A 20,521-nucleotide genomic window follows, 5' to 3' on the forward strand; every position below is an offset into this window, starting at 1 on the left:
GCGGGGCTCACCCGTCGTCGAACATTCCGTCGGTGTCGTCGCCGAGGTGATCGAGCTGTTCTTTGACCACCTCGAATGCCATTCCCTGTGAAAAGCCCCGGCGGGCAAGCATCGACACGAGGCGTCGAACTGCCCGGTCGCGGTCGTCGACCGAAAGCGTCCGCAGCTTCTTCGCGACCAGTTCTGTGGCCCGTTCGCGTTCGTCTTCGCTGTCGATCTGTGCGAGCGCCTCGCTGGCGTGCTCCTGGCCGATGCCTTTGCGGCGCAATTCCATGGCAAGCGCCCGCTTGCCTTTGCCGGAGTAGGTGTGCCGCGACTGGACCCACTGCTGGGCGAAGTCGGCGTCATTGACCAATCCGACTTCGCTGAGGCGATCGAGTACACGTTCGGAGATATCGGCCGAGTAGCCCTTCTTCGCGAGCCGCTCGGACAGTTCCGCTCTGCTTCGGGCACGATCCGTGAGGAGACGCAGGCACAATTCCTTGGCCTGCGTCTCCGTCCCACCTTCGCCCGTCGGACGCACGGTCGCTTCCCTAGAAGTCGACCGGGGCAGCGTCGTCCGTCACAGCGGTCACGTCGGCCCCGATCCCAAGCTTTTCCTTGATCTTCTTCTCGATCTCGTCCCGGATGTCGGTGTTCTCCAGCAAGAACTTTCGGGCATTTTCTTTACCCTGCCCCAACTGGTCGCCTTCGTACGTGTACCAGGATCCGGACTTGCGGATGAACCCGTGCTCGACGCCCATGTCGATCAGCGAGCCTTCCTTGCTGATTCCGAGCCCGTAGAGGATGTCGAACTCTGCCTGCTTGAACGGCGGGGCCACCTTGTTCTTGACGACCTTGACGCGCGTGCGGTTACCGACCGCGTCCGTGCCGTCCTTGAGGGTCTCGATACGCCGAACATCCAGGCGCACCGAGGAGTAGAACTTCAGCGCTTTACCGCCCGTGGTCGTTTCGGGGGAACCGAACATGACGCCGATCTTCTCACGCAGCTGGTTGATGAAGATGGCGGTGGTGCCCGAATTGCTGAGCGCACCAGTCATCTTGCGCAGCGCCTGGCTCATCAGACGGGCCTGCAAACCCACGTGGCTGTCGCCCATTTCGCCTTCGATCTCGGCACGGGGGACGAGCGCCGCCACCGAGTCGATCACGAGAATGTCGAGGGCGCCGGAACGGATCAGCATGTCGGCGATTTCGAGTGCCTGCTCACCGGTGTCGGGCTGCGACACCAGCAGGGCATCGGTGTCGACACCGAGCTTCTGGGCATAGTCGGGATCGAGAGCGTGCTCGGCGTCGATGAACGCGGCGATGCCGCCGGCAGCCTGGGCATTGGCGACCGCATGCAGAGCGACCGTCGTCTTACCCGACGACTCCGGGCCGTAGATCTCGATGACTCGGCCACGGGGCAGGCCGCCGATGCCGAGGGCCACGTCCAACGCGATGGAACCGGTCGGGATGACAGCGATGGGCTGACGCACACCTTCGCCCAGGCGCATCACCGAGCCCTTGCCGAAGTTCTTGTCGATCTGCGCAAGCGCCAGGTCGAGCGCCTTGTCGCGATCGTGTGCTTGTGGTGCCATCGTCGGTCCCCATTCTCGAGTTCGTCTGTGCTCTGCGGTCAGGTTAGATCCAGGTACCGACAAGAACCGTGACCACCGAACATCTCCAGCATAGGGGAACGTGTGTTCGATTGTCGCGATCGGGGGTCCGACACGCCGCCCAGATTGCCGGCCGCCTGATCAGGCAGCGGTGCAGCTCATCTACGCCGCGGCGGTGCCGCTCATCTACGCTGCGGGGGGACGTCGAATTCGGCGCAGAGTTCTCGCCACACTTCCCGTGGTTCGCGGCCTTCCTCGATGGCTTCGGCGGCGGTTTTGCCACCGAGGCCGAGGAGGACGTGGTCGACGAGCAGTGCGTCGCCGCGCATCTGTCCGAACTCGTCGCGGACCAGTTGGTGGAATTCGGTCAGTCGCACGTTTCCACGCTAGCGGACGCGCGCGGCGCGGGTTGTCATCGCAGCGCTCCACGGCACACTACGACGGGATCATCGACTTCGGCGATGGTTTTCGCGGCCCGCTGTGCCGCCTCGGCGAATGCCGCGTGGGACAGCACCTGTTCCACCGCGGCACGAAGAGCATCCGGGCTCGGTGGTCGAACCATGACGGCGCTCCCCTGCCGGACGGCACGGTTGGCCAGTTCCCATTGATCGCCGCCTCCGGGCACCACCACCACCGGGACTCCTGTAAGCAGCGCCTTTGCGAGCATCCCGTGGCCACCCCCGCAGACGACGACGTCGGCCTGCTGCAGCATGACATCCTGCCGTCCGAGCCCGGCGCGCGCCCAGGCCGGGACCGTCGTCGGCGCTCCCTCCAGAATCGAGGCGATCACCCGTACTCCGGCTCCCTCGAGTCCGCTGAGGGTGGTCTCGAGCATGCCTTCGGCGCCGGTGAAGGCGGTGGACGGCGCAACCATGACCAGCGGATCACTGCCCTCGGGGACCGGTAGCACCTCGTCGGTCGGTTCCCACAACAGCGGGCCGACCACATACGTTTCCGCAGGCCAATCGGGTCGCGGAACCTCGAGCGCAGGGAGGGTGGCGACAAGTCGGCGCACGGGCCCCGGGTCCTTGCTCGGCAGCCCGACACTGACGCGCGCCTGCGCACGCTGCCGCTCACCCTGCCGGATCGATCGTGCCGTCGCGGCCCGCATGAGCGTGTCGCGAATCCGGCCGCGGACACCGGTACCGGGAGCGAGACCACTACCTATCGGCGGCAATCCCTTCGACGGTGCGTAGAGCGGATGCGGTGACAGTTCGATCCAGGGGATTCCCAACCGCTCGGCGGCCATTCCACCGCCCGCGGTGAGGATGTCGGAGACCACCAGGTCAGGGTTCATCGCGCGCAGGTCGGGCAGGAGTTCGGTGGAGATGTGCGCGGCCCGTCCGTGGATGCGCGCACCTGCGTCGAGATCGTCGTCGATGGGCCGTGGTGCCAGGCCCTTCAGCAATTCGGTGGGCACTCCGGCTGCCCGTGCCGGCTCGATCCAGCGGGTGCCGGTGAACAGGACCGGTTCGTCGCCCGCCTCGATGAATGCCAGGCACAAGGCAAGGGCAGGAAAGGCATGTCCGGGATCCGGCCCGGCGACCACAGCGACTCGCACGAGCACAGGGTGTCACACGGCCGTCGTCACCGAGTCTCGAACGCCGATTCGGCAGCGCCCAGCGCCCGCGCCCGGTCGGCGGCGACGAGCCCGATCCGGGTACGCCGGTCGAGGAGATCATCCACGTCGAGCGCGCCCTCGTGCGAGACCCCGAAGTCGAGTTCGGCACGGCTGACGTCCAACCCGTCCGCAATCGGCGCCAGCATGGCCGGGTCGGCGGCGACGAGCGCGGCTTCGGTCCCGTAGCGGGCGATCAGCGACGGCGGCGCGACCACGTTCCGCAGGGCGTCCGGGGAGGCCGTACCGACGAGCGGCAGTGCGCGAGTGCGGCAGGGACCCGCCGGCAGTCCTGCGAGCTCGACGACGGCGTCGACCGCGTCTTCCGCCATCTTGCGGTAGGTGGTCAGTTTGCCACCGACCACGCTGACGAGTCCCGTGCTGGAATGCAGGACCGCGTGGTTGCGAGACAGGTCGGCCGTCGAGCCGTCGCCGGTGTGGAGGAGGGGGCGCAGACCTGCGAAGGTACCCAGAACATCGGAGCGTCCCAGCGGGTTCTCCAAAGCAGTGTTGACCGTGGCCAGCAGGAAGTCGATCTCCTCCTCGGACGCGGCCGGGATGTCGGGCACAGGCCCCGGTGCTGCCTCGTCCGTCAAACCCAGGTACACCCTTCCCAATTGGGCCGGCAACGCGAAGACGAAACGATTGGACGCCCCCGGGATCGGCACGGTCAGCGCGGCGGTGGGATTGCCGAGGCGGCCTGCGGACAACACGAGGTGCGTGCCACGACTCGGCCTGAGACTGATGTCGGGGTCGATCTCCCCCGACCAGACCCCCGCCGCGTTGATCACCGTGCGCGCCTCGATTACCATTTCCGACCCGGTCAACTCGTCACGCAGTGTGGCCGACGTGCCGGTCACCTTGTACGCGCCCGTCCGTGTGAGAATTTTCGCGCCGTGCATCGCCGCCGTACGGGCGAGACCGATCACGAGTCGGGCGTCGTCGACGAGCTGGCCGTCGAACGCGATGAGACCGCCTCGCAACCCCTGCCTGCGCACTGCTGGGGCGAGCTCGGCCACACGGTCGGGACGCACCGTCCGCGACCTCGGCAGGACGGTCGGCGACGTGTGTGCCCCGGCGCGCAAGATGTCGCCCGCGAGGAAACCCGCGCGAACCAGGGTCTTGCCGAACACGGTGGTGGAGTCGAGGACGGGAACCAGCTGCGGCAGTGCCCGGACGAGGTGCGGGGCCGTCCGGGTCATCAGAATCCCCCGTTCGATCGCACTTTCACGTGCGATACCGACGTTGCCCGACGCCAGGTAGCGCAATCCCCCGTGTACGAGCTTGGAACTCCACCTGCTGGTTCCGAACGCGAGGTCGCGTTTCTCGACGAGCACGACATTCAACCCCCGCGTCGCGGCATCGAGGGCCACACCGGCGCCGGTCACGCCGCCACCGATCACGAGTACGTCGATGCGCCCGTCGTCTGCCAGCTGGTGCAGTTCGCGCGTCCTGCGGTCGGCATGGAGCGCCGAGGAGTGAGACGCAATTCCGTCGGTCACCGAAGTCCTCCAGCGCTCTCGTGGTTCCGTGGTTCAAGATAGGCACCGATCGCCCGGCGCAGCTCTTCGGTAAGCGCATCGTCGGGTAGTTCCTCGGCGACCATTGCCGCTGACTGGACCGCGGACTGTGCGATGAGCAGCACCATGGTGGCGATGTGGCGACTGTCGCCGGCGCGCACGGAGTTCTGTCGCTGGCCGGCAACCACGGCGAGTGCCACCCGGTCGATGATCGCTTTCTGGCTGGTTCCCAGGCGCTCGAGGACATACGTCGTGAAGAGGTCCTGATCCGAGCGCAGAATCTTGACGAAAAGTGGATGGTGTCGCACCGCCGCGGAGACGTCGACGACAGCGTCGACGAGTTGGTCGAAAACCGGCTCGGCGAGTGTGAATGCCGGGGTGAGGTCGGCGATCTCGCGCGTCATGAGGTCGGCGACCACCGCCCGGGTGTCCGCCCAACGGCGGTAGACCGTCGGTCGGCTGACCCCCGCCCGGCGTGCGACCTCGGCCAGGGTGGTTCTGCGCAACCCGAAGTCGAGGATGCAGGAACGTGCTGCGTCGAGAATGGCGTCGTCGACGCTCGGCGTGCTGTCGTCACGCGACAGAGGATTACGGATAGACATCGTGTGTAACACTGTAACGTATCGGCGATGTTCACACCTCCACACTGCAGTAGCGAACAGCACTCGGGACTGTGGGCGTCGGCCATCAGTAGATGGCGGGGACTGCAAGTTCGGGAATCCAGACGCTTCCGTCACGGTCCGAGTTTTGCATCGCCGCCGCCAGCCCCGCCACAGCGCTTCAGGAAGATGGAGTCACTCGAAGTAGTAGAGGTCGAAGCCGACGGCGCGGTCGGCTTCGAATCCGGGGTGTGGGGCGGTGACCGCCTCGACCTGGGCGCGCGCCTGTTTTCCCACGGGGATGTCGGACAGCGCTTCGAGATAGCGTGCATGCTCGGTGAGTGACAACACGGCTCGATCGACGGTGTCCGTGACGTCGACCGCATGAGTGGGTTGCATGGTGTTGACCGCGACCCAGCGCACGCCGCGCCACGGCGGCAGTCCCCTCTCCCCCAGTTCGGGGAAGATCCACTCGTTCGCGGCATCCGCTGCGGCATCGAGGACACTGCGTCCGAGGGCTCGATGGTCGGCACTGTTGGGCTGCCCGGGTCCCCAGGTACCGCCGAAGTGTGCGGTCACCACCATGTCGGGGCGATGACGCCGAATGGCCGCAGCGAGGTCGCGGCGCAGATCCAGACTCTCGACGAGCCGCCCGTCGGGGTAGCCGAGAAACTCCACTTGGGACACCCCCACGACGGCCGCCGAGCGACGTTCCTCCTCCTCGCGGATGGGACCCGATTCGCGAGGGTGCAGTCCCGCGATTCCGGCTTCGCCACTGGTCGCGAGCACATATCGGATGTCCTTGCCCTGCGCGGTCCATCGGGCGATCGCCGCTGCCGCCCCGTATTCGATGTCATCGGGGTGGGCGACGACGACGAGCCCGCGATGCCAGTCCTCAGGTACCGGTTGCATGGTTCGAGACTGCACCTCAGAGGCGTGTGATGTCAGACTTCTCGCCGGATCCGGACATCGCCTTGTACAGGAGGTATGCCCCGAACACGACGGCACCGACGACAAGTACCCAGAACAGGCCCTCGATCAATGCACCGACGACGGCCAGCGCGATCCAGATCAGCACGATCGCGAGAACGATTTTCCAGAACATGACTTCCTCCACTCACATCTCCCCGATCGATTCCTGCGCGACATCCGATGGACCCCACTCGTCGGGTACGCACACCAGCCTGGCACGTAGCTGCCCGTAAAGCACCAGGTCATCGCAAAGATCAGGGAAAGTTCAGGGTTGTCCCCCACTCCCCCGAGCCCGGGCGGCGCCGGTCATGACGCCATGGGAAAGACATGACAGAGCTCAGCGGTATCGGCGCACGATGTCGTCGATCTCGCCGAGCGCCGCGGCGAGGCCGGCCAGCTTTTCGGTAGCCGACACCAGCTCCGCACGTTCGGTAGCCAAGCCGCCCACCGCCCCGGACGCGCCGGGAACCGTGACTTCGGCGGCAGCAGCTACCAATTCCTCGAATTGATCGACGCCGTCGTCGAGTTGGGCGGCGGCGGACGCGATGGCCCGGTGGAGCGACGGCGCTGCTGCCCGGCTTCCGGCGGCGGCGCTCTCCATCTCCGCGATATCGACGGCGACCGCGTGCAGAGCGGCCGCCGCGGACCGCGCTGTGCGGTGGGTCTCCTCGATGTCATCCGGACTGATCGCCGCCGAGCGACTGAGTACCCCCAGAATTCCGTGGAGTGCGCGCTCGCTGTGCACGAGCCGCTCCATCGGCTCCCGGGCGGCCGAGGAGGGCGACGGAAGGGGCCGTCGGTCAGGGCGGCCCGGCGGCGGCACGACTGCGCCGAGCTTCCGGTAACGGTTCAGCGCCATCACGGCCGGCACCGCGAACACGACCGCGCCGCCGCCGGCCATCACCATCGACCATTCGGGAGCAGCGGCGAGGGCGAGGCCCGCAGCACCGGTCGCCGAGGATCCGGACATGATGCCGTAGCGCTGCGCCCACCGGCGAGCGCGTCGCTTCTTCCGTAACAGGCGTTCGCGCGGATCACGCCAGCGCTGAGCAGCCTCGACGACCGACTCACCGGCGTCCCGCAAGGCGCCCTGCACTCCAACGAGGCCGGATACGACAGTGGCCGACCGGACGACACGTCCGGGTCGGCCACCTCGGGTGGTACTCATGGGGATCAGTGTTCGGCTACTGACCCGCAGTGCCGGTCTGGCCCGCGGCGGGAGGCTGCTGGTTGGCGGCTGGGGTAGCCGGGGCGGCGGTCCCACCGGAAGGGAGCGCATCACCCTTCATCGACGCGCGGATCTGCTCGAGGCGGCTGTGGCCTGCCATCTGGATGCTGGCCTGCTGCACTTCCATCATGCGACCGGAGACCGAGTTCTGGGCGAGTTCGGCGGAGCCCAGTGCGTCGGCGTAGCGGCGTTCGATCTTGTCGCGCACGGCGTCGAGGCTGGGTGTATTGCCGGGCGCGGACAGCGTGCTGTCCATCGAACGCAGCGACTCGCTGACCCGCTCCTGCATCTTCGCCTGCTCGAGCTGACTGAGCAGCTTGGTGCGTTCCGCAACCTTGGACTGCAGTGCCATCGCGTTCTGCTCCACGGCCTTCTTTGCCTGCGCGGCGGCCTGGAGAGACTGATCGTGCAAAGCTTTGAGGTCTTCGACGCCCTGCTCTGCTGTCACCAGCTGAGCAGCGAAGGCCTCGGCGGCGTTGGTGTACTGGATCGCCTTCTCGGTGTCACCGGCAGCTTGCGCCTGATCAGCCAGGTTGACGGCCTGCCGGGCATTGGCGTTCAGCTTCTCGACCTCGTCGAGCTGACGGCTCAGCTTCATCTCGAGCTGGCGCTGGTTGCCGATGACAGACGCGGCCTGCTGTGAAAGGGCCTGGTGCTGACGCTGCGCATCCTCGATCGCCTGCTGAATCTGAACCTTGGGGTCAGCCTTCTCATCGATCTTGGAATTGAAGAGCGCCATCAGGTACTTCCATCCCTTGACGAAAGGATTAGCCATGGGTTTGATCCTGCCTCCATCTGTTGCGCCGCGCGATGCGCGACCCGATGCGCGACCGTCACGCACCGGAACAAGGGCTGCGCCCCGACTGCCTGTCTGACCACCGAAGACGAGATCGGCGTTACGTGAAATCTATCGGTTCGGCGGGCGCGGTGCTACGCAGCAGCGAGTGCCTGCGCCGTCGGCGCGGGAATCACGACCCTCGTGTCGCGGGCGATGGTCGTCGAACCGGCCCGTGCGGACACCTCGGCCGAAGCTCCGTCAGCGGTACGCCCGGCCGACGATCGGTCGGACAGCGACTCGCTGACGTCGACGAGGACATCGGAGAGTGGAACCTCCAACGCATCGCAGATCGCCGCCAGAAGCTCGCTCGAGGCCTCTTTACGCCCCCGCTCGACCTCGGACAGGTACCCGAGGCTCACTCGCGCACTGTTCGACACCTCACGCAGGGTCCGGCTCTGCGAAACGCGCGTGCGCCGAAGACTGTCACCGATTGCCTCACGCAATAGCAGCGCCATCTCGCTCCTCCTTCATCCGTCACCTGTCTCGCCTACTCAACGCGCGAACAGGACCGATTGGTTCCCGACCTTAGCCTGCGGATGTTTCCTGCACGCGATCGAGGAGTTCCGACACGGCCGCAGAAACCGCAGATTTACGGATTCCCCATCTGTCGCCCGCCAATCGCAGTTCGAGCACCGAGTGCCCACCGGCACCGGAGATCCCCAGGAATACCGTGCCTACGGGGTGCCCGTCCTGCGTGTCCGGGCCCGCGACACCGGTCAGGCCGATCCCCCAATCGGCGGTGCAGCGCACACGTGCAGCCTCGGCAAGTCCAGCAGCGGTGGACGCCGAAACGGGTCCGTCCACGGCCAGCGAGACGGGATCCACGCCTGCAAGGGTCTCCTTCAGATTTGTCGCATAGACGACGAGGCCGCCGCGGAGGATCTTGCTGGCGCCCGGGACGCCCGCGATGGTCGCCGCGAGAAGTCCCGCCGTCAGTGATTCCGCAGTCGCGACCGTCTCACCGCGCCGGGTCAGCAGATCCACCAGTTCGCCCACGCGGGTGCCCGGGGTCAACGGGTCGGTCATGCGCCGGTACCCGCCCTCATCTCGACTCGGTGGACCCCGGCACGTAGACGAACGGCCTGGACGACATAGTCGAGCCCGGTGATCACCGTCAGCGCCACGGCAGCGCCCATGAGTACCCAGCCGGCGACATCGAAGGCGTCGGGAAGGGGCAAGAGGTAGAAACCGATCGCGATCGTCTGCACGAGTGTCTTGAGCTTTCCTCCCCTGCCTGCCGGAATGACGGCGTGGCGCAACACGGCGAACCGCAGCAGGGTGATGCCCAGTTCACGTACCGCGATGACGACCGTCACCCACCAGGGCAGATCGCCCAGCACGGAGAGACCGACCAGTGCGGCACCGATCAGCGCCTTGTCTGCGATCGGATCGGCGAGCTTGCCGAAATCGGTGACCAATCCGTATTTGCGGGCCAGCTGACCGTCGATCCGGTCCGTGATGGCCGCCACCGCGAACACGCCTGTCGCCACCAGCCGCCACACCAGCTCGTGACCGTCGCCGATCAGCAGTACGACCAGGAAGACCGGCACCAGCAAGATCCGCAGGATCGTCAGAATGTTGGCGATGTTGAGTAGTGGCACCTGCGTCTCACTCGCCGGCTCGACAGCGGGGTTCGCAGCCGTCGGGTCATCTGCCGCAGGCCGATCCTCACGCTGCGTACTCATCGGCACACCACGGCGTCGAACTGCGCCCCTGGATGTCCTGGGGATCGGGGAGAAGTCAGACGCGGTACCGGCACGTGCCTAAGAATATCGGTAGGGCTGTTGGCTAATGTTCACGCCATGACATCTCGGACGCCGAACACCGCCGACAATCAGCTGATCGTGCGGCGAGCACGAACCTCCGACGTGCCCGAGATCAAGCGTCTGATCGACATCTACGCCGGCAAGATTCTGCTCGAAAAGAACCTCGTCACTCTGTACGAATCCATCCAGGAGTTCTGGGTCGCCGAGCGGGACGACGCTGTAATCGGTTGCGGCGCAATGCACGTCCTGTGGGCCGACCTGGGCGAGGTGCGCACCATCGCAGTCGATCCGCAGGCGAAGGGCCGGGGCGCGGGCCACCAGGTGGTCGCAAAACTGATCGAGGTCGCGCGCGAACTCGAGCTCGAACGACTCTTCGTGCTCACCTTCGAGGTCGACTTCTTCGCCAAACACGGGTTCGTGGAGATCGACGGCACACCCGTCACCGCGGAGGTGTACGCCGAAATGTGCCGTTCGTACGACACCGGTGTCGCCGAGTTCCTCGACCTCAGCTATGTCAAGCCCAACACCCTCGGGAACACCCGGATGCTCCTCACACTCTGACGAATCCCGGCATCCGGGACGAAATCGGCCCAGCCGTGAGTGAATTTTCCATATCTACAGAGAGCGAAAACATGTCACTGTTCGTAGTGGAGTACACCTATTCGGACGAGACCGCGGCCGGCCGCGACGAACACCGTGCCGCCCACCGGGCCTGGCTCGGTGACCTCGTCGAGCGCAAGACCGTACTGTCTTCGGGTCCGTTCGCCGACGGCAGTGGTGCCTTCATCATCGTCGACGCCGCCGACGCCGAGACCGTGGAGTTGCTGTTCACCCACGACCCGTTTGCCGTCCACAACCTGGTGACGGCGTCCCGGATCGTGGAGTGGATCCCGGTACTCGGCGAGTTCAGTCTCTGACCCGCCGAGTACCGGCCCCACCGGCGTTCCGCGAGTGAACGCTACGTGACGGAGCTCATGTTCCGCGTCTTGAGGAGGCTGGCCACGGTCGTGACGGCCAGCACCCCGACTATGACGGCGAGGGACATGCCCGTCGAGATCTCGGGGACCGCGACGTGTTCCCCGCCGTTGACGAAGCCCAGCGTGTTCTCGTGGAGCGCGTGCAACACGAGCTTGACACCGATGAACGCCAGAATGATCGACAGTCCATAGGACAGGTACACGAGCCGGTCGAGCAGCCCACCGATCAGGAAGTACAGCTGGCGCAGTCCCATGAGCGCGAACGCGTTGGCGGTGAAGACCAGGTACGGCTCCTGAGTGAGGCCGTAGATCGCCGGAATCGAGTCGAGGGCGAACAGCACGTCGGTGAAGCCGATGGCGACGAGTGCCAGAAGCAGCGGTGTGACCACGCGCTTGCCGTTGATCCTGGTGACGAGCTTGTCGCCGTCGTAGGAATCCGTGGTGGGAAGAACCTTCTTCACCAGGGTGACGATCTTGCTGTCGCGTTCCTCCTCGACCTCTTTCTCGTGCCCGTGGTCCCGGACCAGCGTGTACGCGGTGTAGATGAGGAACGCGCCGAACAGGTAGAACACCCAGCTGTAAGTGTTGATGGCCGCCGCGCCGACGGCAATGAAGATGCCGCGCATCACCAACGCCATGACGATACCGATCAGAAGTACCTTCTGCTGGAACTCCCGCGGCACGGAGAACGTCGCCATGATGATCACGAAGACGAAGAGGTTGTCGACCGACAGCGCTTTCTCGGTGACGTAACCCGCGAAGTATTCCCCGCCGTACTGGCTGCCCCAGAGCCACATCACGATCAATCCGAACAGGATCGCGATGGCGATGTACACCGTCGACCAGAAGGCCGACTCCCGGAAGCTCGGGGCGTGCGGGGTGCGCACGTGGGCGAAGAAGTCGAAGACGAACAGTCCGAGAATCACCACACAGGTGATGACCCAGACCAGCGGCGAGACATGCATGTAGACAGACCTCCGGTAGACCTCGTTGGGTACCGGAGGTCTCTCCCGCCGAGTCGGACCGAGGTCCGACCGACTGGCAGCCCCGGATCGGCAATGGTGCCGATCGTGCTGACGATGCTGCCACAGAGGTGGGGATACTCCCCTCCAAGTCGCTGACCATTCAACCACATCGCGCCGGAATCGCACATTTCGGACACTGCGTCCGCACTACTCGTCGGACGGGGCCTCGTTCGGATCTCCACCGCGGATCGACCACAACAGGCCGTCCAATTCATCGGGCTTGATCAGAACCTCACGTGCCTTGGAGCCTTCGCTGGGTCCGACGACACCCCGAGTCTCCATCAGGTCCATCAAGCGGCCGGCCTTCGCGAACCCGACACGCAGTTTGCGCTGCAGCATCGACGTGGAACCGAACTGGCTGGACACGACGAGTTCGACGGCCTGCAGCAGCACGTCCATATCGTCGCCGATATCGGGGTCGACATCCTTCTTCTCCCCGACCTTCGCCGCCGTGACACCCTCGGTGTACTCCGGCTCCGCCTGGTTCTTACTGAAATCGACCACCGCCGAGATCTCTTCGTCGGTGATGAAGGCGCCCTGAAGACGGGTCGGCTTGCCCGCACCCATCGGGAGGAACAACCCGTCGCCCATACCGATCAACTTCTCGGCACCGGGCTGATCCAGGATGACTCGGGAGTCGGTGAGCGAGGACGTCGCGAAGGCGAGCCGCGAGGGCACATTGGTCTTGATCAACCCGGTTACGACGTCCACCGACGGCCGCTGCGTGGCCAGCACGAGGTGGATGCCGGCTGCACGCGCCTTCTGGGTGATGCGCACGATCGCTTCCTCGACATCGCGCGGTGCGGTCATCATGAGGTCCGCCAGCTCGTCGACGATGGCGAGAATGTACGGATACGGACGGTAGACCCGTTCACTTCCGAGTGGGGCAGTGATTTCCCCGGACTTCACCTTGGAGTTGAAGTCGTCGATGTGGCGCACCCGATTGGCCTGCATGTCCTGGTAACGCTGTTCCATCTCTTCCACCAGCCAGGCCAGCGCGGCAGCGGCCTTCTTGGGCTGGGTGATGATGGGCGTGATGAGGTGCGGAATGCCCTCGTACGGCGTCAGTTCGACCATCTTGGGGTCGATGAGGATCATCCGAACCTCGTCGGGCGTCGCGCGCGAGAGCAGCGACACCAGCATCGAGTTGACGAAGCTGGACTTACCGGAGCCGGTCGACCCTGCCACGAGCAGATGCGGCATCTTGGCCAGGTTCGCGCTGACGAAGTGGCCCTCGATGTCCTTACCGAGACCGATCACCAGCGGATGATGGTCCTTCCGCGTCGAGGGCGCGGTGAGGACGTCTGCCAGGCGCACCATCTCACGGTCTGAGTTGGGCACCTCGATACCGACGGCGGACTTTCCGGGGATCGGCGCCAACAGGCGCACGTTGTCGGTGGCGACGGCATACGCGATATTGCGGGCCAGAGCGGTGATCTTCTCGACCTTGACGCCGGGACCGAGTTCCACCTCGTACCGGGTGACGGTGGGGCCCCGGGTGAACCCGGTGACCGCGGCGTCGATCTTGAACTGATCGAGGACCTCGGTGATCGCCTCGATCATCGCGTCGTTGGCCGAACTGCGCTTCTTCGGTGGGTCACCGTCGATCAGCAGCGACGTCGGAGGCAGCGTGTAGTCACCCTCCACAACCCGATCGGTCACGAACTTGTCGACCTCCGGCAGCGGCGGCTCCGGTTCGGGTTCCGGCTTCGGCGTCACCACCGGCTTGGTCTTGGGGCGAGCGGGTTTCGGCGTCGGAACAGGTGGCGGCGGCACCGGCTCCGCCGCGGTCTCGGCCTCCCAGAGTCCAAGCACTTCCGTCTTCGCCGTGTCGCTCACGGTGTATTCGTCGGTGGGATAGTTGTCGGCCGGTGCGCCCTTCGGTCCGGACGCGTAGTCGTCCACCGGGTAGCCGTCGGCGTCGAACAGCGTGGGGTCGTATTCGCCGTCCTCGTAGTACTCGCTGTCGTAGTCGGCGTAGTGGTCGCGGCCGAAGGAAGTGCCGAAGTACGCCTGCAGCTTGCCGGGGACTTCGCGCACCGTGGTCCCGGTGACCAACAGGACGCCGAAGAGCGCCGCCATGAGCAGCAAAGGAGCGGACAACCACACGGTCAGCCCGTCCGTCAACGGGCCGCCCGCCGCATAGCCGACGAAACCCGCACCCTGCGCCCGGCCGTCGGCGTCGGTGGGGGCGCCACTCGCGATGTGCCAGAGACCCAGTGCGGGCAACCCCACCAACAGCGACCCGAGCACCAGTCGCGGCCGGATCTCCGGCTTCGGCTCCGTTCGCATCAGTACAACGGCAATGCCGACGCCGATCACGGGCAACACCGCCGAGGCGCCGCCGAATACCGCCCGGACACCGGTTTCGATCCACTCCCCCACAGGACCGCCCGCGGAGAACCAGATGCCTCCGGCGATGACGACACTCATCGCGATCAGGCCGAGCGCAATTCCGTCGCGCCGATGTCCTTGTTCGATCTCGGCAGCCTTGCCGACGGTGCGGGTGGTTGCCCCGACACCCTTGGCCACCAGCGACCATCCGGCGCCGATGCCGCGGCCCACCGACTTCAACGGGCTCGCGCCGGACGCCTTCTTCGCCGCCGGCTTTCTCCCACCGCCGCGGGCGGCACCACCACGCGGCGAGGTGGCCTTACGCGGAGTGCTGACAGTGCGGGTCGTCCGCGACTTCGGCTTGGACGCAGACGAGGCACCCCGCACGCCCGTCCTTGCCGTGGACGTCGTCGTGCTCGAACCGCGGGCGCTCGCCTTACCTGCCATGGTTCTCAGATTAGTCGCTGCGGCACCTTCCGGACCATCCGCAACACCCGTAACAGCCGTCGACCTGTGCCGAGCGCCTCAGAAGCCACGGTCCAGTGACATGATCGCGGCGACATCCTCGGCGTCGCCCGCGGCTTCGATCCGCACGGCGTCTCTCCCGAACGCATGCAGGGCCAATTCGGCCGGTTCACCTCGGAGAACGACCTGTCGGGGCCCGGCGTTGCGCACCGTCGCCTGCTCACCCGATGGACGTTCGAGCACCACCGTGACAGGCGCGCGGCGATAGCCGAGCTTTCCCACCTTGCGTGCCAGACCCCACAGGGCGTCCTGGCGCGCTGTCGGGAGAATCCGCGGCTCCCACCCTTCGTGGGCACGGCGCACGTCCTCGTGGTGGACGAACATCTCGCCCAGGTTCACCTGAGCGTCGACCCAGTACATCGGCGACCACCGCGGAGGACCGGTCCGGACCTCGTCGAGCAACCGGCTCCACGAGCGCGTCGCCGTCTCGTTCTGGACCCGCTCGGTGTAACCGGCGAGACGGCTGACGAGGATTCCCGGGGCCGCGTCGAGCCGCCGTTCACGGACGACGAGGTGGGCCGCGAGATCCCGGTTGGTCCAGTCCCCGCAGAGGGTGGGCGCATCCGGGCCGAACTCGGCCATCGAGTCGACCAGGGCAAGGCGTTCATCTCGGGCGAAGGTCACCCGAACGAATCTACCTGCCGCGGTACTATTTGCCGTCGAACGACGGCACCGCGATCACGGTGGGCACGATCATCGGCCGGCGACGGTACTTGTCCGCAACCCACTTACCCACTACCCGTCGTATCGCCTGAGCAATCCGATGCGCGTCGTTGATGCCCTCCGTGGCCAGGCGCGCGAGTTCGGCCTCGACCAGCTGGGCGGCATCCTTGAGGGCGGTCGGGTCGTCGGAGAATCCGCGCCCGGACACCTCCGGGGTGCTGACGGCGCGGCCGGTGTGGTCGTCGATCACCACGTTGATCGCAATGAACCCGCCCTCCCCGAGAACCAATCGATCCGACAGCGTGGAGTCGCCGACATCACCGACGGACAGTCCGTCGACGTAGACGTGTCCGACCGGCACCTGCCCGACGATTTCGGCGAGACCGTCCACCATGTCGACCACTACGCCGTCCTCGGCGAGCACGATGCGTTCTTCCGGAACGCCGGTGGCCTTGGCCAGCGCGGCGTTGGCGCGCAGGTGCCGCCATTCGCCGTGCACCGGCATGGCGTTGGTGGGCCGGACCGCGTTGTACAGGTAGAGCAGTTCACCCGCCGACGCGTGACCGGAGACGTGCACCTTGGCGCTCTGCTGCGTGACCACGGTGGCGCCGCGCTTGGCGAGACCGTTCACCACCGCGAAGACAGAGTTCTCGTTACCCGGAATCAATGACGAGGCGAGGACCACCAGGTCGTTGGCCCGGACATTGATCTGCCGGTGTTCACCCCGCGCCATCCGCGACAACGCCGACAGCGGTTCACCCTGCGAGCCGGTGGAGATGAGAACGAGGCGATCGTCGGGCAGGTTCGCCGCGGTGTCGATGTCGACCACCAGACCGTCGGGCACGCTCAGGTAGCCGAGATCCTGTGCGATCTGCATGTTGCGGACCATGGACCGGCCCACGAACGCAACCCGGCGGTTGTAGCGGTGCGCCACGTCGACGACCTGCTGGATGCGGTGGACGTGGCTGGCGAACGACGCCACGATCACACGTTGCTTCGCCTTACCGATGACGTTGTCGAGCACGCCGCCGATCTCACGTTCCGGTGTGACGAATCCCGGCACCTCGGCGTTGGTCGAGTCGACCAGGAACAGGTCCACGCCTTCGTCGCCGAGACGCGAGAAGCCGGCGAGGTCGGTGAGCCTGCCGTCGAGCGGAAGCTGGTCGAGTTTGATGTCACCGGTGTGCAGCACGACTCCGGCGTCCGTCCTGATGGCGACCGCGATCGCGTCCGGGATGGAGTGGTTGACCGCGAAGTACTCACACTCGAACGGGCCGTGTGCCGTGCGCTGGCCTTCCGTCACCTCGACGAGGTTGGGTCGCTGACGATGTTCCCGGCATTTGGCTGCGACGAGCGCGAGCGTGAACCGGGAGCCGATGACCGGCAGATCCGGCCGCAGGCGGAGCAGGAACGGGATCGCGCCGATGTGATCCTCGTGACCGTGGGTGAGGACGACGGCCTCGACATCGGCCATGCGATCCTCGATGTGCCGGAAGTCCGGCAGGATCAGATCGACACCAGGCTGCTGATCCTCGGGAAACAGCACGCCGCAGTCGACGATGAGCAGTTTGCCCTGGTGCTCGAAGACCGTCATGTTCCGGCCGATTTCACCGATGCCCCCGAGGGCGACCACGCGCAGTCCCTTGAAGGGCGCCTTGGGCGGTGCACCGAGCCGCGCGGTCGGATCGGGAGTTGCCGCCCGGTTGTCCGGACGCTTGTTGCCGTTGCCACTGCGACGAGGGCGCGAGGGCGACTTGCCGGTGGCGCCCGTCTTGGTGGATGCGGCCTTCACCGGCGCGGACTTCGCCTGCTTCGGCGCAGTGGGGGTCTCCGCGAGCGGGGGTTCGGATTTCGGTTGCTCCATCGCCGGCGCCGACGGCTCGGACACGGGAGGTGCTGTGGGCTGCTCGGCCGGGCTGGGAGACGGCGGTCCAGCCTGGCGACTTGCGCTGCGACGACGGGGGGGACGGGTCATGCGAGTACCCCCGCAGCGTGAAGGTCGGCGGCCAGGAGATCGAGCTGATCGTGGGTGGGTGCCACTTGAGGGAGCCTGGGTTCGCCCACGTCGAGACCTATCAATCGCAATCCTGCCTTTGACGCACTGACGCCGCCCAACCGCGCAACGGATCGGATGACCGGGATCAGGCTGAGGTTGATGGCACGCGCCCGGGCGATATCGCCGGCCGCGAATGCCGTGTGGAGTTCACGCAGCCGGGACGGCACGAGGTGCCCGATCACGCTGACGAAACCGGTGGCGCCGACCGCCAACCACGGCAGGTTCAGCGGATCATCGCCCGAGTAGAAGAGGAGGTCGGTGGTTCCGATCAATTCGGCGCCGGCGTTCAAGTCGCCCTTCGCGTCCTTGACCGCCACGATGCGCGGATGCTCGGCGAGGCGGCGGATCGTCTCGGTCTCGATGGGGACGACGGAGCGCGGCGGAATGTCGTAGAGCATCACCGGAAGGTCGGTGGCATCTGCGACGGCAGTGAAGTGGGCGTACAGACCCGCCTGCGGCGGACGCGAGTAGTACGGGGTGACGACGAGGAGTCCCTGCGCCCCGGCGCGGGCGGCGTCGCGCGCAAGCTCGACACTGTGGGCAGTGTCGTTACTTCCTGCGCCTGCGATGATCTTCGCCCGGTCGCCGACGGCGTCGATGACGGCGCGGAGCAGCTCGAGCTTCTCGTTCTCCGTGGTCGTCGGCGACTCACCGGTGGTACCGGCGAGCACGAGAGCGTCGCATCCATTGTCGACGAGGTACGCCGCGAGGCGGACACCCGCGTCGACGTCCAGCTTTCCGTCGGAGGTGAACGGCGTCACCATCGCAGTGGAAACGGTGCCGAACGGACGCTCGACGTGAGAAGCGGAATCACCGTAGGTCATGGTCAGAAGGCTACCCGGTGGCCCAGGTACTTTCGCACACCACTCACAGGTCGGCGGAAAACGTGCTCGTCGCCACTTCCGATCCGTCTCCCCAGTCGACGATCTCGAAGTCGCCGAACACATTAGGTGCCGCCTTCTGCAACTGCCTGAGGCATTCGACAGCAAGTCGCCGAATCTCGACGTCGGCGTGCTCGGTAGCCCGCATGGACACGAAGTGACGCCACGCGCGGTAGTTGCCGGTGACCACTACCCGGGTCTCGGTCGCGTTGGGCAGTACGGCGCGGGCGGCCTGGCGGGCCTCCTTGTTCCGCACGGGAAGGCTCGAGGTCTCCGCAAGCTTGGCTTCGAGTGCTTCGAGCAGCTCGCCGTATGCCGCCCGGCTCGCGTCCGTCGCTGTGGCGAAGAGCGCCTCGAGTTCGGGATCACCGGCGATCGCGGGCGGCACGACCACGTTGGAGTCGTTCTCCCGCACGAACCGCTGCGACAACTGCGAGTAGGAGAAATGCCGGTGCCGAATCAGCTCGTGAGTGCACGAGCGGGAGATTCCGGTGATGTAAAAGGTGACGCTGCCGTGTTCCAGGACGGATTCGTGCCCGACTTCCAGGAGGTGGCGGAGATACCCGGCGTTGGTCGCCGTGCGGGGATTCGGCTTCGACCAGCTCTGATAGCAGGCGCGCCCCGCGAACTCGGCCAGCGCCTCCCCGCCGTCGGCGTCCGTCTCCCACGGGATGTCCTCCGGTGGAAAGAACTCCGTCTTCGCGACGAGCTGCACCCTGAGCGACACCGTCTGCGGCACTGCCTGATCCTCCTACCGGACCCGAAAACGGATCCATTCCTGATGCATAAACCCTAGTTGCGCCGTGATTCGGGCTCCGTGCGGGTGGGGCGCCCGTGCGGCAGTCGCTGCCACCCCTCCACCGTCACCCTTGACCGACGTCACAGATGACGTCATGCTGACGTCATGAACCTCGACAGTTACGTCGCCCGGCTGCGCGACGACCTCACGGCAGCCGCAGCCCTCGGCGACGACCGGACCCGGGACACCGCGGCGGCGCTCGCGGCAGCCGTCGAACCGGCGACCCGGCTCCTCCTGCTGTCCGCACTCACCGAATTCGCTGGTGAGGTGTCTACTTCCCTCGAGAGCCAAACCGTGAAGGTGCGACTGGAAGGTACCGAGGTCGGGGTCGACATTGCCCGCACCACCGCAACCGCCGCAGGAGCCGAGGACAAGAACACCACCACCGCCGAAGACATCAGCGCCGCCTTCGATGACGCCACAGGTGACATCAGCCGCGTCACTCTGCGGCTGATGGATCAGATCAAGTCGAAGGCAGAGGAGGCTGCGTCACAGAACGGAGTGTCGCTGAACTCGTGGGTGTCCCAGGCAGTGCAGGGCGCCCTCAAAGACCATATGCGCCGGAACCTCGGCAACAATTTCTGAAGCGGCGCCGCACTCCCTCCACTGTCCCGGCACCGACGGTGTTCTAATTACGTCGCAACAGCCACACGGTGAGAGTCGCCACGGGCTCGAAGGAGCGAAAAATATGGCCGTTTCCGGCGTCAAAGAGTTCGACATCAAGGCCGATCCGGCCACGGTGATGGCCGCGATCGCCGCGGTGGATCGGCTGCCCGAGTGGTCGTCTGCTCACAAGTCGGTGACCATCGAAAGCACCCACGACGACGGCCGCCCCCACCGTGTTCGGATGAACGTCTCCATTCTCGGCATCAGCGACGAGCAGGTGGTCGACTACACCTTCGAGGGTGACGACACCGTGTCGTGGCACCTCGTCGAGAGCGGTCAGCAAAATGCGCAGGACGGTTCGTATGTTCTGACCGAATCAGGCTCCGGTACCAAGGTGACTTTCGAGCTGACGGTCGATCCCAAGATCCCGTTGCCCGGCTTCCTCGTGAAGAAGGCGCAGAAAACTGCACTCGAGACGGCTAGCAAGGGTCTCACCAAGTTCGTCGAAAGCCTGTAGGG

Annotated in this window: 23 protein-coding genes; 4 read left to right on the forward strand and 19 right to left on the reverse strand. The window is 66.0% G+C overall.

The window, feature by feature from the left end:
• Positions 1-7: 7 nt before the first annotated feature.
• The 13 genes from recX to pgsA form a co-directional block, all read right to left on the reverse strand.
• A complete protein-coding gene (gene recX / locus CBI38_RS17575; protein ID WP_230989875.1) occupies positions 8-523 on the reverse strand; it encodes a recombination regulator RecX in 516 nt (171 codons plus the stop codon).
• 10 nt (positions 524-533) lie between these two features.
• On the reverse strand, positions 534-1,577 hold the full coding sequence (gene recA / locus CBI38_RS17580; RefSeq protein ID WP_109330760.1) for a recombinase RecA: 1,044 nt from the start codon (positions 1,575-1,577) through the stop codon (positions 534-536).
• A 200-nt stretch (positions 1,578-1,777) separates the two neighbouring features.
• Entirely contained in the window at positions 1,778-1,972 is a 195-nt protein-coding gene (locus CBI38_RS17585; RefSeq protein ID WP_109330762.1) for a DUF3046 domain-containing protein, read from the reverse strand.
• Positions 1,973-2,007: 35 nt separating this feature from the next.
• Positions 2,008-3,156: a glycosyltransferase gene (locus CBI38_RS17590; protein WP_109335166.1), complete on the reverse strand. Its 1,149-nt coding sequence runs from the start codon at positions 3,154-3,156 to the stop codon at positions 2,008-2,010.
• Positions 3,157-3,182: 26 nt separating this feature from the next.
• A complete protein-coding gene (locus CBI38_RS17595) occupies positions 3,183-4,715 on the reverse strand; it encodes a glycerol-3-phosphate dehydrogenase/oxidase (RefSeq protein WP_230989876.1) in 1,533 nt (510 codons plus the stop codon).
• A complete protein-coding gene (locus CBI38_RS17600) occupies positions 4,712-5,335 on the reverse strand; it encodes a TetR/AcrR family transcriptional regulator (RefSeq protein ID WP_109330764.1) in 624 nt (207 codons plus the stop codon). Before CBI38_RS17600 ends, CBI38_RS17595 begins: the two co-directional genes overlap by 4 nt.
• A gap of 192 nt (positions 5,336-5,527) precedes the next feature.
• Positions 5,528-6,244, reverse strand: a complete 717-nt coding sequence (locus tag CBI38_RS17605) for a PIG-L deacetylase family protein (protein WP_109330766.1) — start codon at positions 6,242-6,244, stop codon at positions 5,528-5,530.
• Between the two features lie 16 nt (positions 6,245-6,260).
• Complete coding sequence (locus CBI38_RS38450; RefSeq protein WP_204164765.1) at positions 6,261-6,437, reverse strand: hypothetical protein; 177 nt, start codon at positions 6,435-6,437, stop codon at positions 6,261-6,263.
• 204 nt (positions 6,438-6,641) lie between these two features.
• A complete protein-coding gene (gene pspM, locus CBI38_RS17615) occupies positions 6,642-7,472 on the reverse strand; it encodes a phage shock envelope stress response protein PspM (protein WP_109330770.1) in 831 nt (276 codons plus the stop codon).
• 16 nt (positions 7,473-7,488) lie between these two features.
• Positions 7,489-8,307, reverse strand: a complete 819-nt coding sequence (locus CBI38_RS17620) for a PspA/IM30 family protein (protein WP_109330772.1) — start codon at positions 8,305-8,307, stop codon at positions 7,489-7,491.
• A gap of 155 nt (positions 8,308-8,462) precedes the next feature.
• Positions 8,463-8,825 carry a helix-turn-helix domain-containing protein gene (locus CBI38_RS17625; protein WP_109330774.1) on the reverse strand — a complete coding sequence of 121 codons (363 nt, stop codon included), beginning with the start codon at positions 8,823-8,825 and terminating at the stop codon, positions 8,463-8,465.
• A 70-nt stretch (positions 8,826-8,895) separates the two neighbouring features.
• Positions 8,896-9,396 carry a CinA family protein gene (locus CBI38_RS17630; protein WP_109330776.1) on the reverse strand — a complete coding sequence of 167 codons (501 nt, stop codon included), beginning with the start codon at positions 9,394-9,396 and terminating at the stop codon, positions 8,896-8,898.
• A complete protein-coding gene (pgsA, locus tag CBI38_RS17635; protein WP_109330778.1) occupies positions 9,393-10,055 on the reverse strand; it encodes a CDP-diacylglycerol--glycerol-3-phosphate 3-phosphatidyltransferase in 663 nt (220 codons plus the stop codon). The genes CBI38_RS17630 and pgsA overlap by 4 nt, the downstream gene beginning before the upstream one ends.
• A gap of 117 nt (positions 10,056-10,172) precedes the next feature.
• Between pgsA and CBI38_RS17640 the strand changes: the two genes are divergently transcribed.
• Together CBI38_RS17640 and CBI38_RS17645 are read left to right on the forward strand one after the other, a co-directional pair.
• Positions 10,173-10,697, forward strand: coding sequence for an amino-acid N-acetyltransferase (locus CBI38_RS17640; protein WP_109330779.1), 525 nt, complete (start codon positions 10,173-10,175; stop codon positions 10,695-10,697).
• 71 nt (positions 10,698-10,768) lie between these two features.
• The gene (locus CBI38_RS17645) at positions 10,769-11,053 is read left to right on the forward strand and encodes a YciI family protein (protein ID WP_109330781.1); all 285 of its coding nucleotides are present in this window, start codon (positions 10,769-10,771) and stop codon (positions 11,051-11,053) included.
• Between the two features lie 41 nt (positions 11,054-11,094).
• On the opposite strand, the gene CBI38_RS17650 is transcribed toward CBI38_RS17645, so the two are convergent.
• The 6 genes from CBI38_RS17650 to thyX all read right to left on the reverse strand — a co-directional run bounded on the left by CBI38_RS17650 (position 11,095) and on the right by thyX (position 19,336).
• On the reverse strand, positions 11,095-12,078 hold the full coding sequence (locus tag CBI38_RS17650) for a TerC family protein (RefSeq protein WP_109330783.1): 984 nt from the start codon (positions 12,076-12,078) through the stop codon (positions 11,095-11,097).
• 207 nt (positions 12,079-12,285) lie between these two features.
• Positions 12,286-14,919, reverse strand: coding sequence for a DNA translocase FtsK (locus tag CBI38_RS17655; RefSeq protein WP_109330785.1), 2,634 nt, complete (start codon positions 14,917-14,919; stop codon positions 12,286-12,288).
• Positions 14,920-14,997: 78 nt separating this feature from the next.
• Positions 14,998-15,621: a TIGR03085 family metal-binding protein gene (locus CBI38_RS17660; protein ID WP_109330787.1), complete on the reverse strand. Its 624-nt coding sequence runs from the start codon at positions 15,619-15,621 to the stop codon at positions 14,998-15,000.
• 25 nt (positions 15,622-15,646) lie between these two features.
• A complete protein-coding gene (locus CBI38_RS17665) occupies positions 15,647-17,635 on the reverse strand; it encodes a ribonuclease J (RefSeq protein ID WP_109330789.1) in 1,989 nt (662 codons plus the stop codon).
• Complete coding sequence (gene dapA / locus CBI38_RS17670; protein ID WP_109330791.1) at positions 17,632-18,540, reverse strand: 4-hydroxy-tetrahydrodipicolinate synthase; 909 nt, start codon at positions 18,538-18,540, stop codon at positions 17,632-17,634. Before dapA ends, CBI38_RS17665 begins: the two co-directional genes overlap by 4 nt.
• 43 nt (positions 18,541-18,583) lie before the next feature.
• Positions 18,584-19,336, reverse strand: a complete 753-nt coding sequence (thyX, locus tag CBI38_RS17675) for an FAD-dependent thymidylate synthase (protein WP_109330793.1) — start codon at positions 19,334-19,336, stop codon at positions 18,584-18,586.
• 165 nt (positions 19,337-19,501) lie between these two features.
• Between thyX and CBI38_RS17680 the strand changes: the two genes are divergently transcribed.
• Positions 19,502-19,981, forward strand: a complete 480-nt coding sequence (locus CBI38_RS17680; protein WP_109330795.1) for a toxin-antitoxin system HicB family antitoxin — start codon at positions 19,502-19,504, stop codon at positions 19,979-19,981.
• A gap of 103 nt (positions 19,982-20,084) precedes the next feature.
• Positions 20,085-20,519, forward strand: a complete 435-nt coding sequence (locus CBI38_RS17685; RefSeq protein WP_109330797.1) for an SRPBCC family protein — start codon at positions 20,085-20,087, stop codon at positions 20,517-20,519.
• Positions 20,520-20,521 lie beyond the last annotated feature (2 nt).

Origin of the sequence: Rhodococcus oxybenzonivorans (genome assembly GCF_003130705.1) — a bacterium.
Classification (GTDB): domain Bacteria; phylum Actinomycetota; class Actinomycetes; order Mycobacteriales; family Mycobacteriaceae; genus Rhodococcus_F; species Rhodococcus_F oxybenzonivorans.

Bases quoted from the DNA above. Each gene is read 5' to 3' on its own strand.
- CBI38_RS17650 (WP_109330783.1), bottom strand. From the start codon at position 12,078: ATGCATGTCTCGCCGCTGGTCTGGGTCATCACCTGTGTGGTGATTCTC.
- CBI38_RS17640 (WP_109330779.1), top strand. From the start codon at position 10,173: ATGACATCTCGGACGCCGAACACCGCCGACAATCAGCTGATCGTGCGG.
- recA (WP_109330760.1), bottom strand. From the start codon at position 1,577: ATGGCACCACAAGCACACGATCGCGACAAGGCGCTCGACCTGGCGCTT.
- CBI38_RS17680 (WP_109330795.1), top strand. From the start codon at position 19,502: ATGAACCTCGACAGTTACGTCGCCCGGCTGCGCGACGACCTCACGGCA.
- pgsA (WP_109330778.1), bottom strand. From the start codon at position 10,055: ATGAGTACGCAGCGTGAGGATCGGCCTGCGGCAGATGACCCGACGGCT.
- dapA (WP_109330791.1), bottom strand. From the start codon at position 18,540: ATGACCTACGGTGATTCCGCTTCTCACGTCGAGCGTCCGTTCGGCACC.
- CBI38_RS38450 (WP_204164765.1), bottom strand. From the start codon at position 6,437: ATGTTCTGGAAAATCGTTCTCGCGATCGTGCTGATCTGGATCGCGCTG.
- CBI38_RS17685 (WP_109330797.1), top strand. From the start codon at position 20,085: ATGGCCGTTTCCGGCGTCAAAGAGTTCGACATCAAGGCCGATCCGGCC.
- CBI38_RS17600 (WP_109330764.1), bottom strand. From the start codon at position 5,335: ATGTCTATCCGTAATCCTCTGTCGCGTGACGACAGCACGCCGAGCGTC.
- CBI38_RS17655 (WP_109330785.1), bottom strand. From the start codon at position 14,919: ATGGCAGGTAAGGCGAGCGCCCGCGGTTCGAGCACGACGACGTCCACG.
- CBI38_RS17645 (WP_109330781.1), top strand. From the start codon at position 10,769: ATGTCACTGTTCGTAGTGGAGTACACCTATTCGGACGAGACCGCGGCC.
- pspM (WP_109330770.1), bottom strand. From the start codon at position 7,472: ATGAGTACCACCCGAGGTGGCCGACCCGGACGTGTCGTCCGGTCGGCC.
- CBI38_RS17630 (WP_109330776.1), bottom strand. From the start codon at position 9,396: ATGACCGACCCGTTGACCCCGGGCACCCGCGTGGGCGAACTGGTGGAT.
- CBI38_RS17605 (WP_109330766.1), bottom strand. From the start codon at position 6,244: ATGCAACCGGTACCTGAGGACTGGCATCGCGGGCTCGTCGTCGTCGCC.
- CBI38_RS17625 (WP_109330774.1), bottom strand. From the start codon at position 8,825: ATGGCGCTGCTATTGCGTGAGGCAATCGGTGACAGTCTTCGGCGCACG.
- CBI38_RS17665 (WP_109330789.1), bottom strand. From the start codon at position 17,635: ATGACCCGTCCCCCCCGTCGTCGCAGCGCAAGTCGCCAGGCTGGACCG.
- CBI38_RS17620 (WP_109330772.1), bottom strand. From the start codon at position 8,307: ATGGCTAATCCTTTCGTCAAGGGATGGAAGTACCTGATGGCGCTCTTC.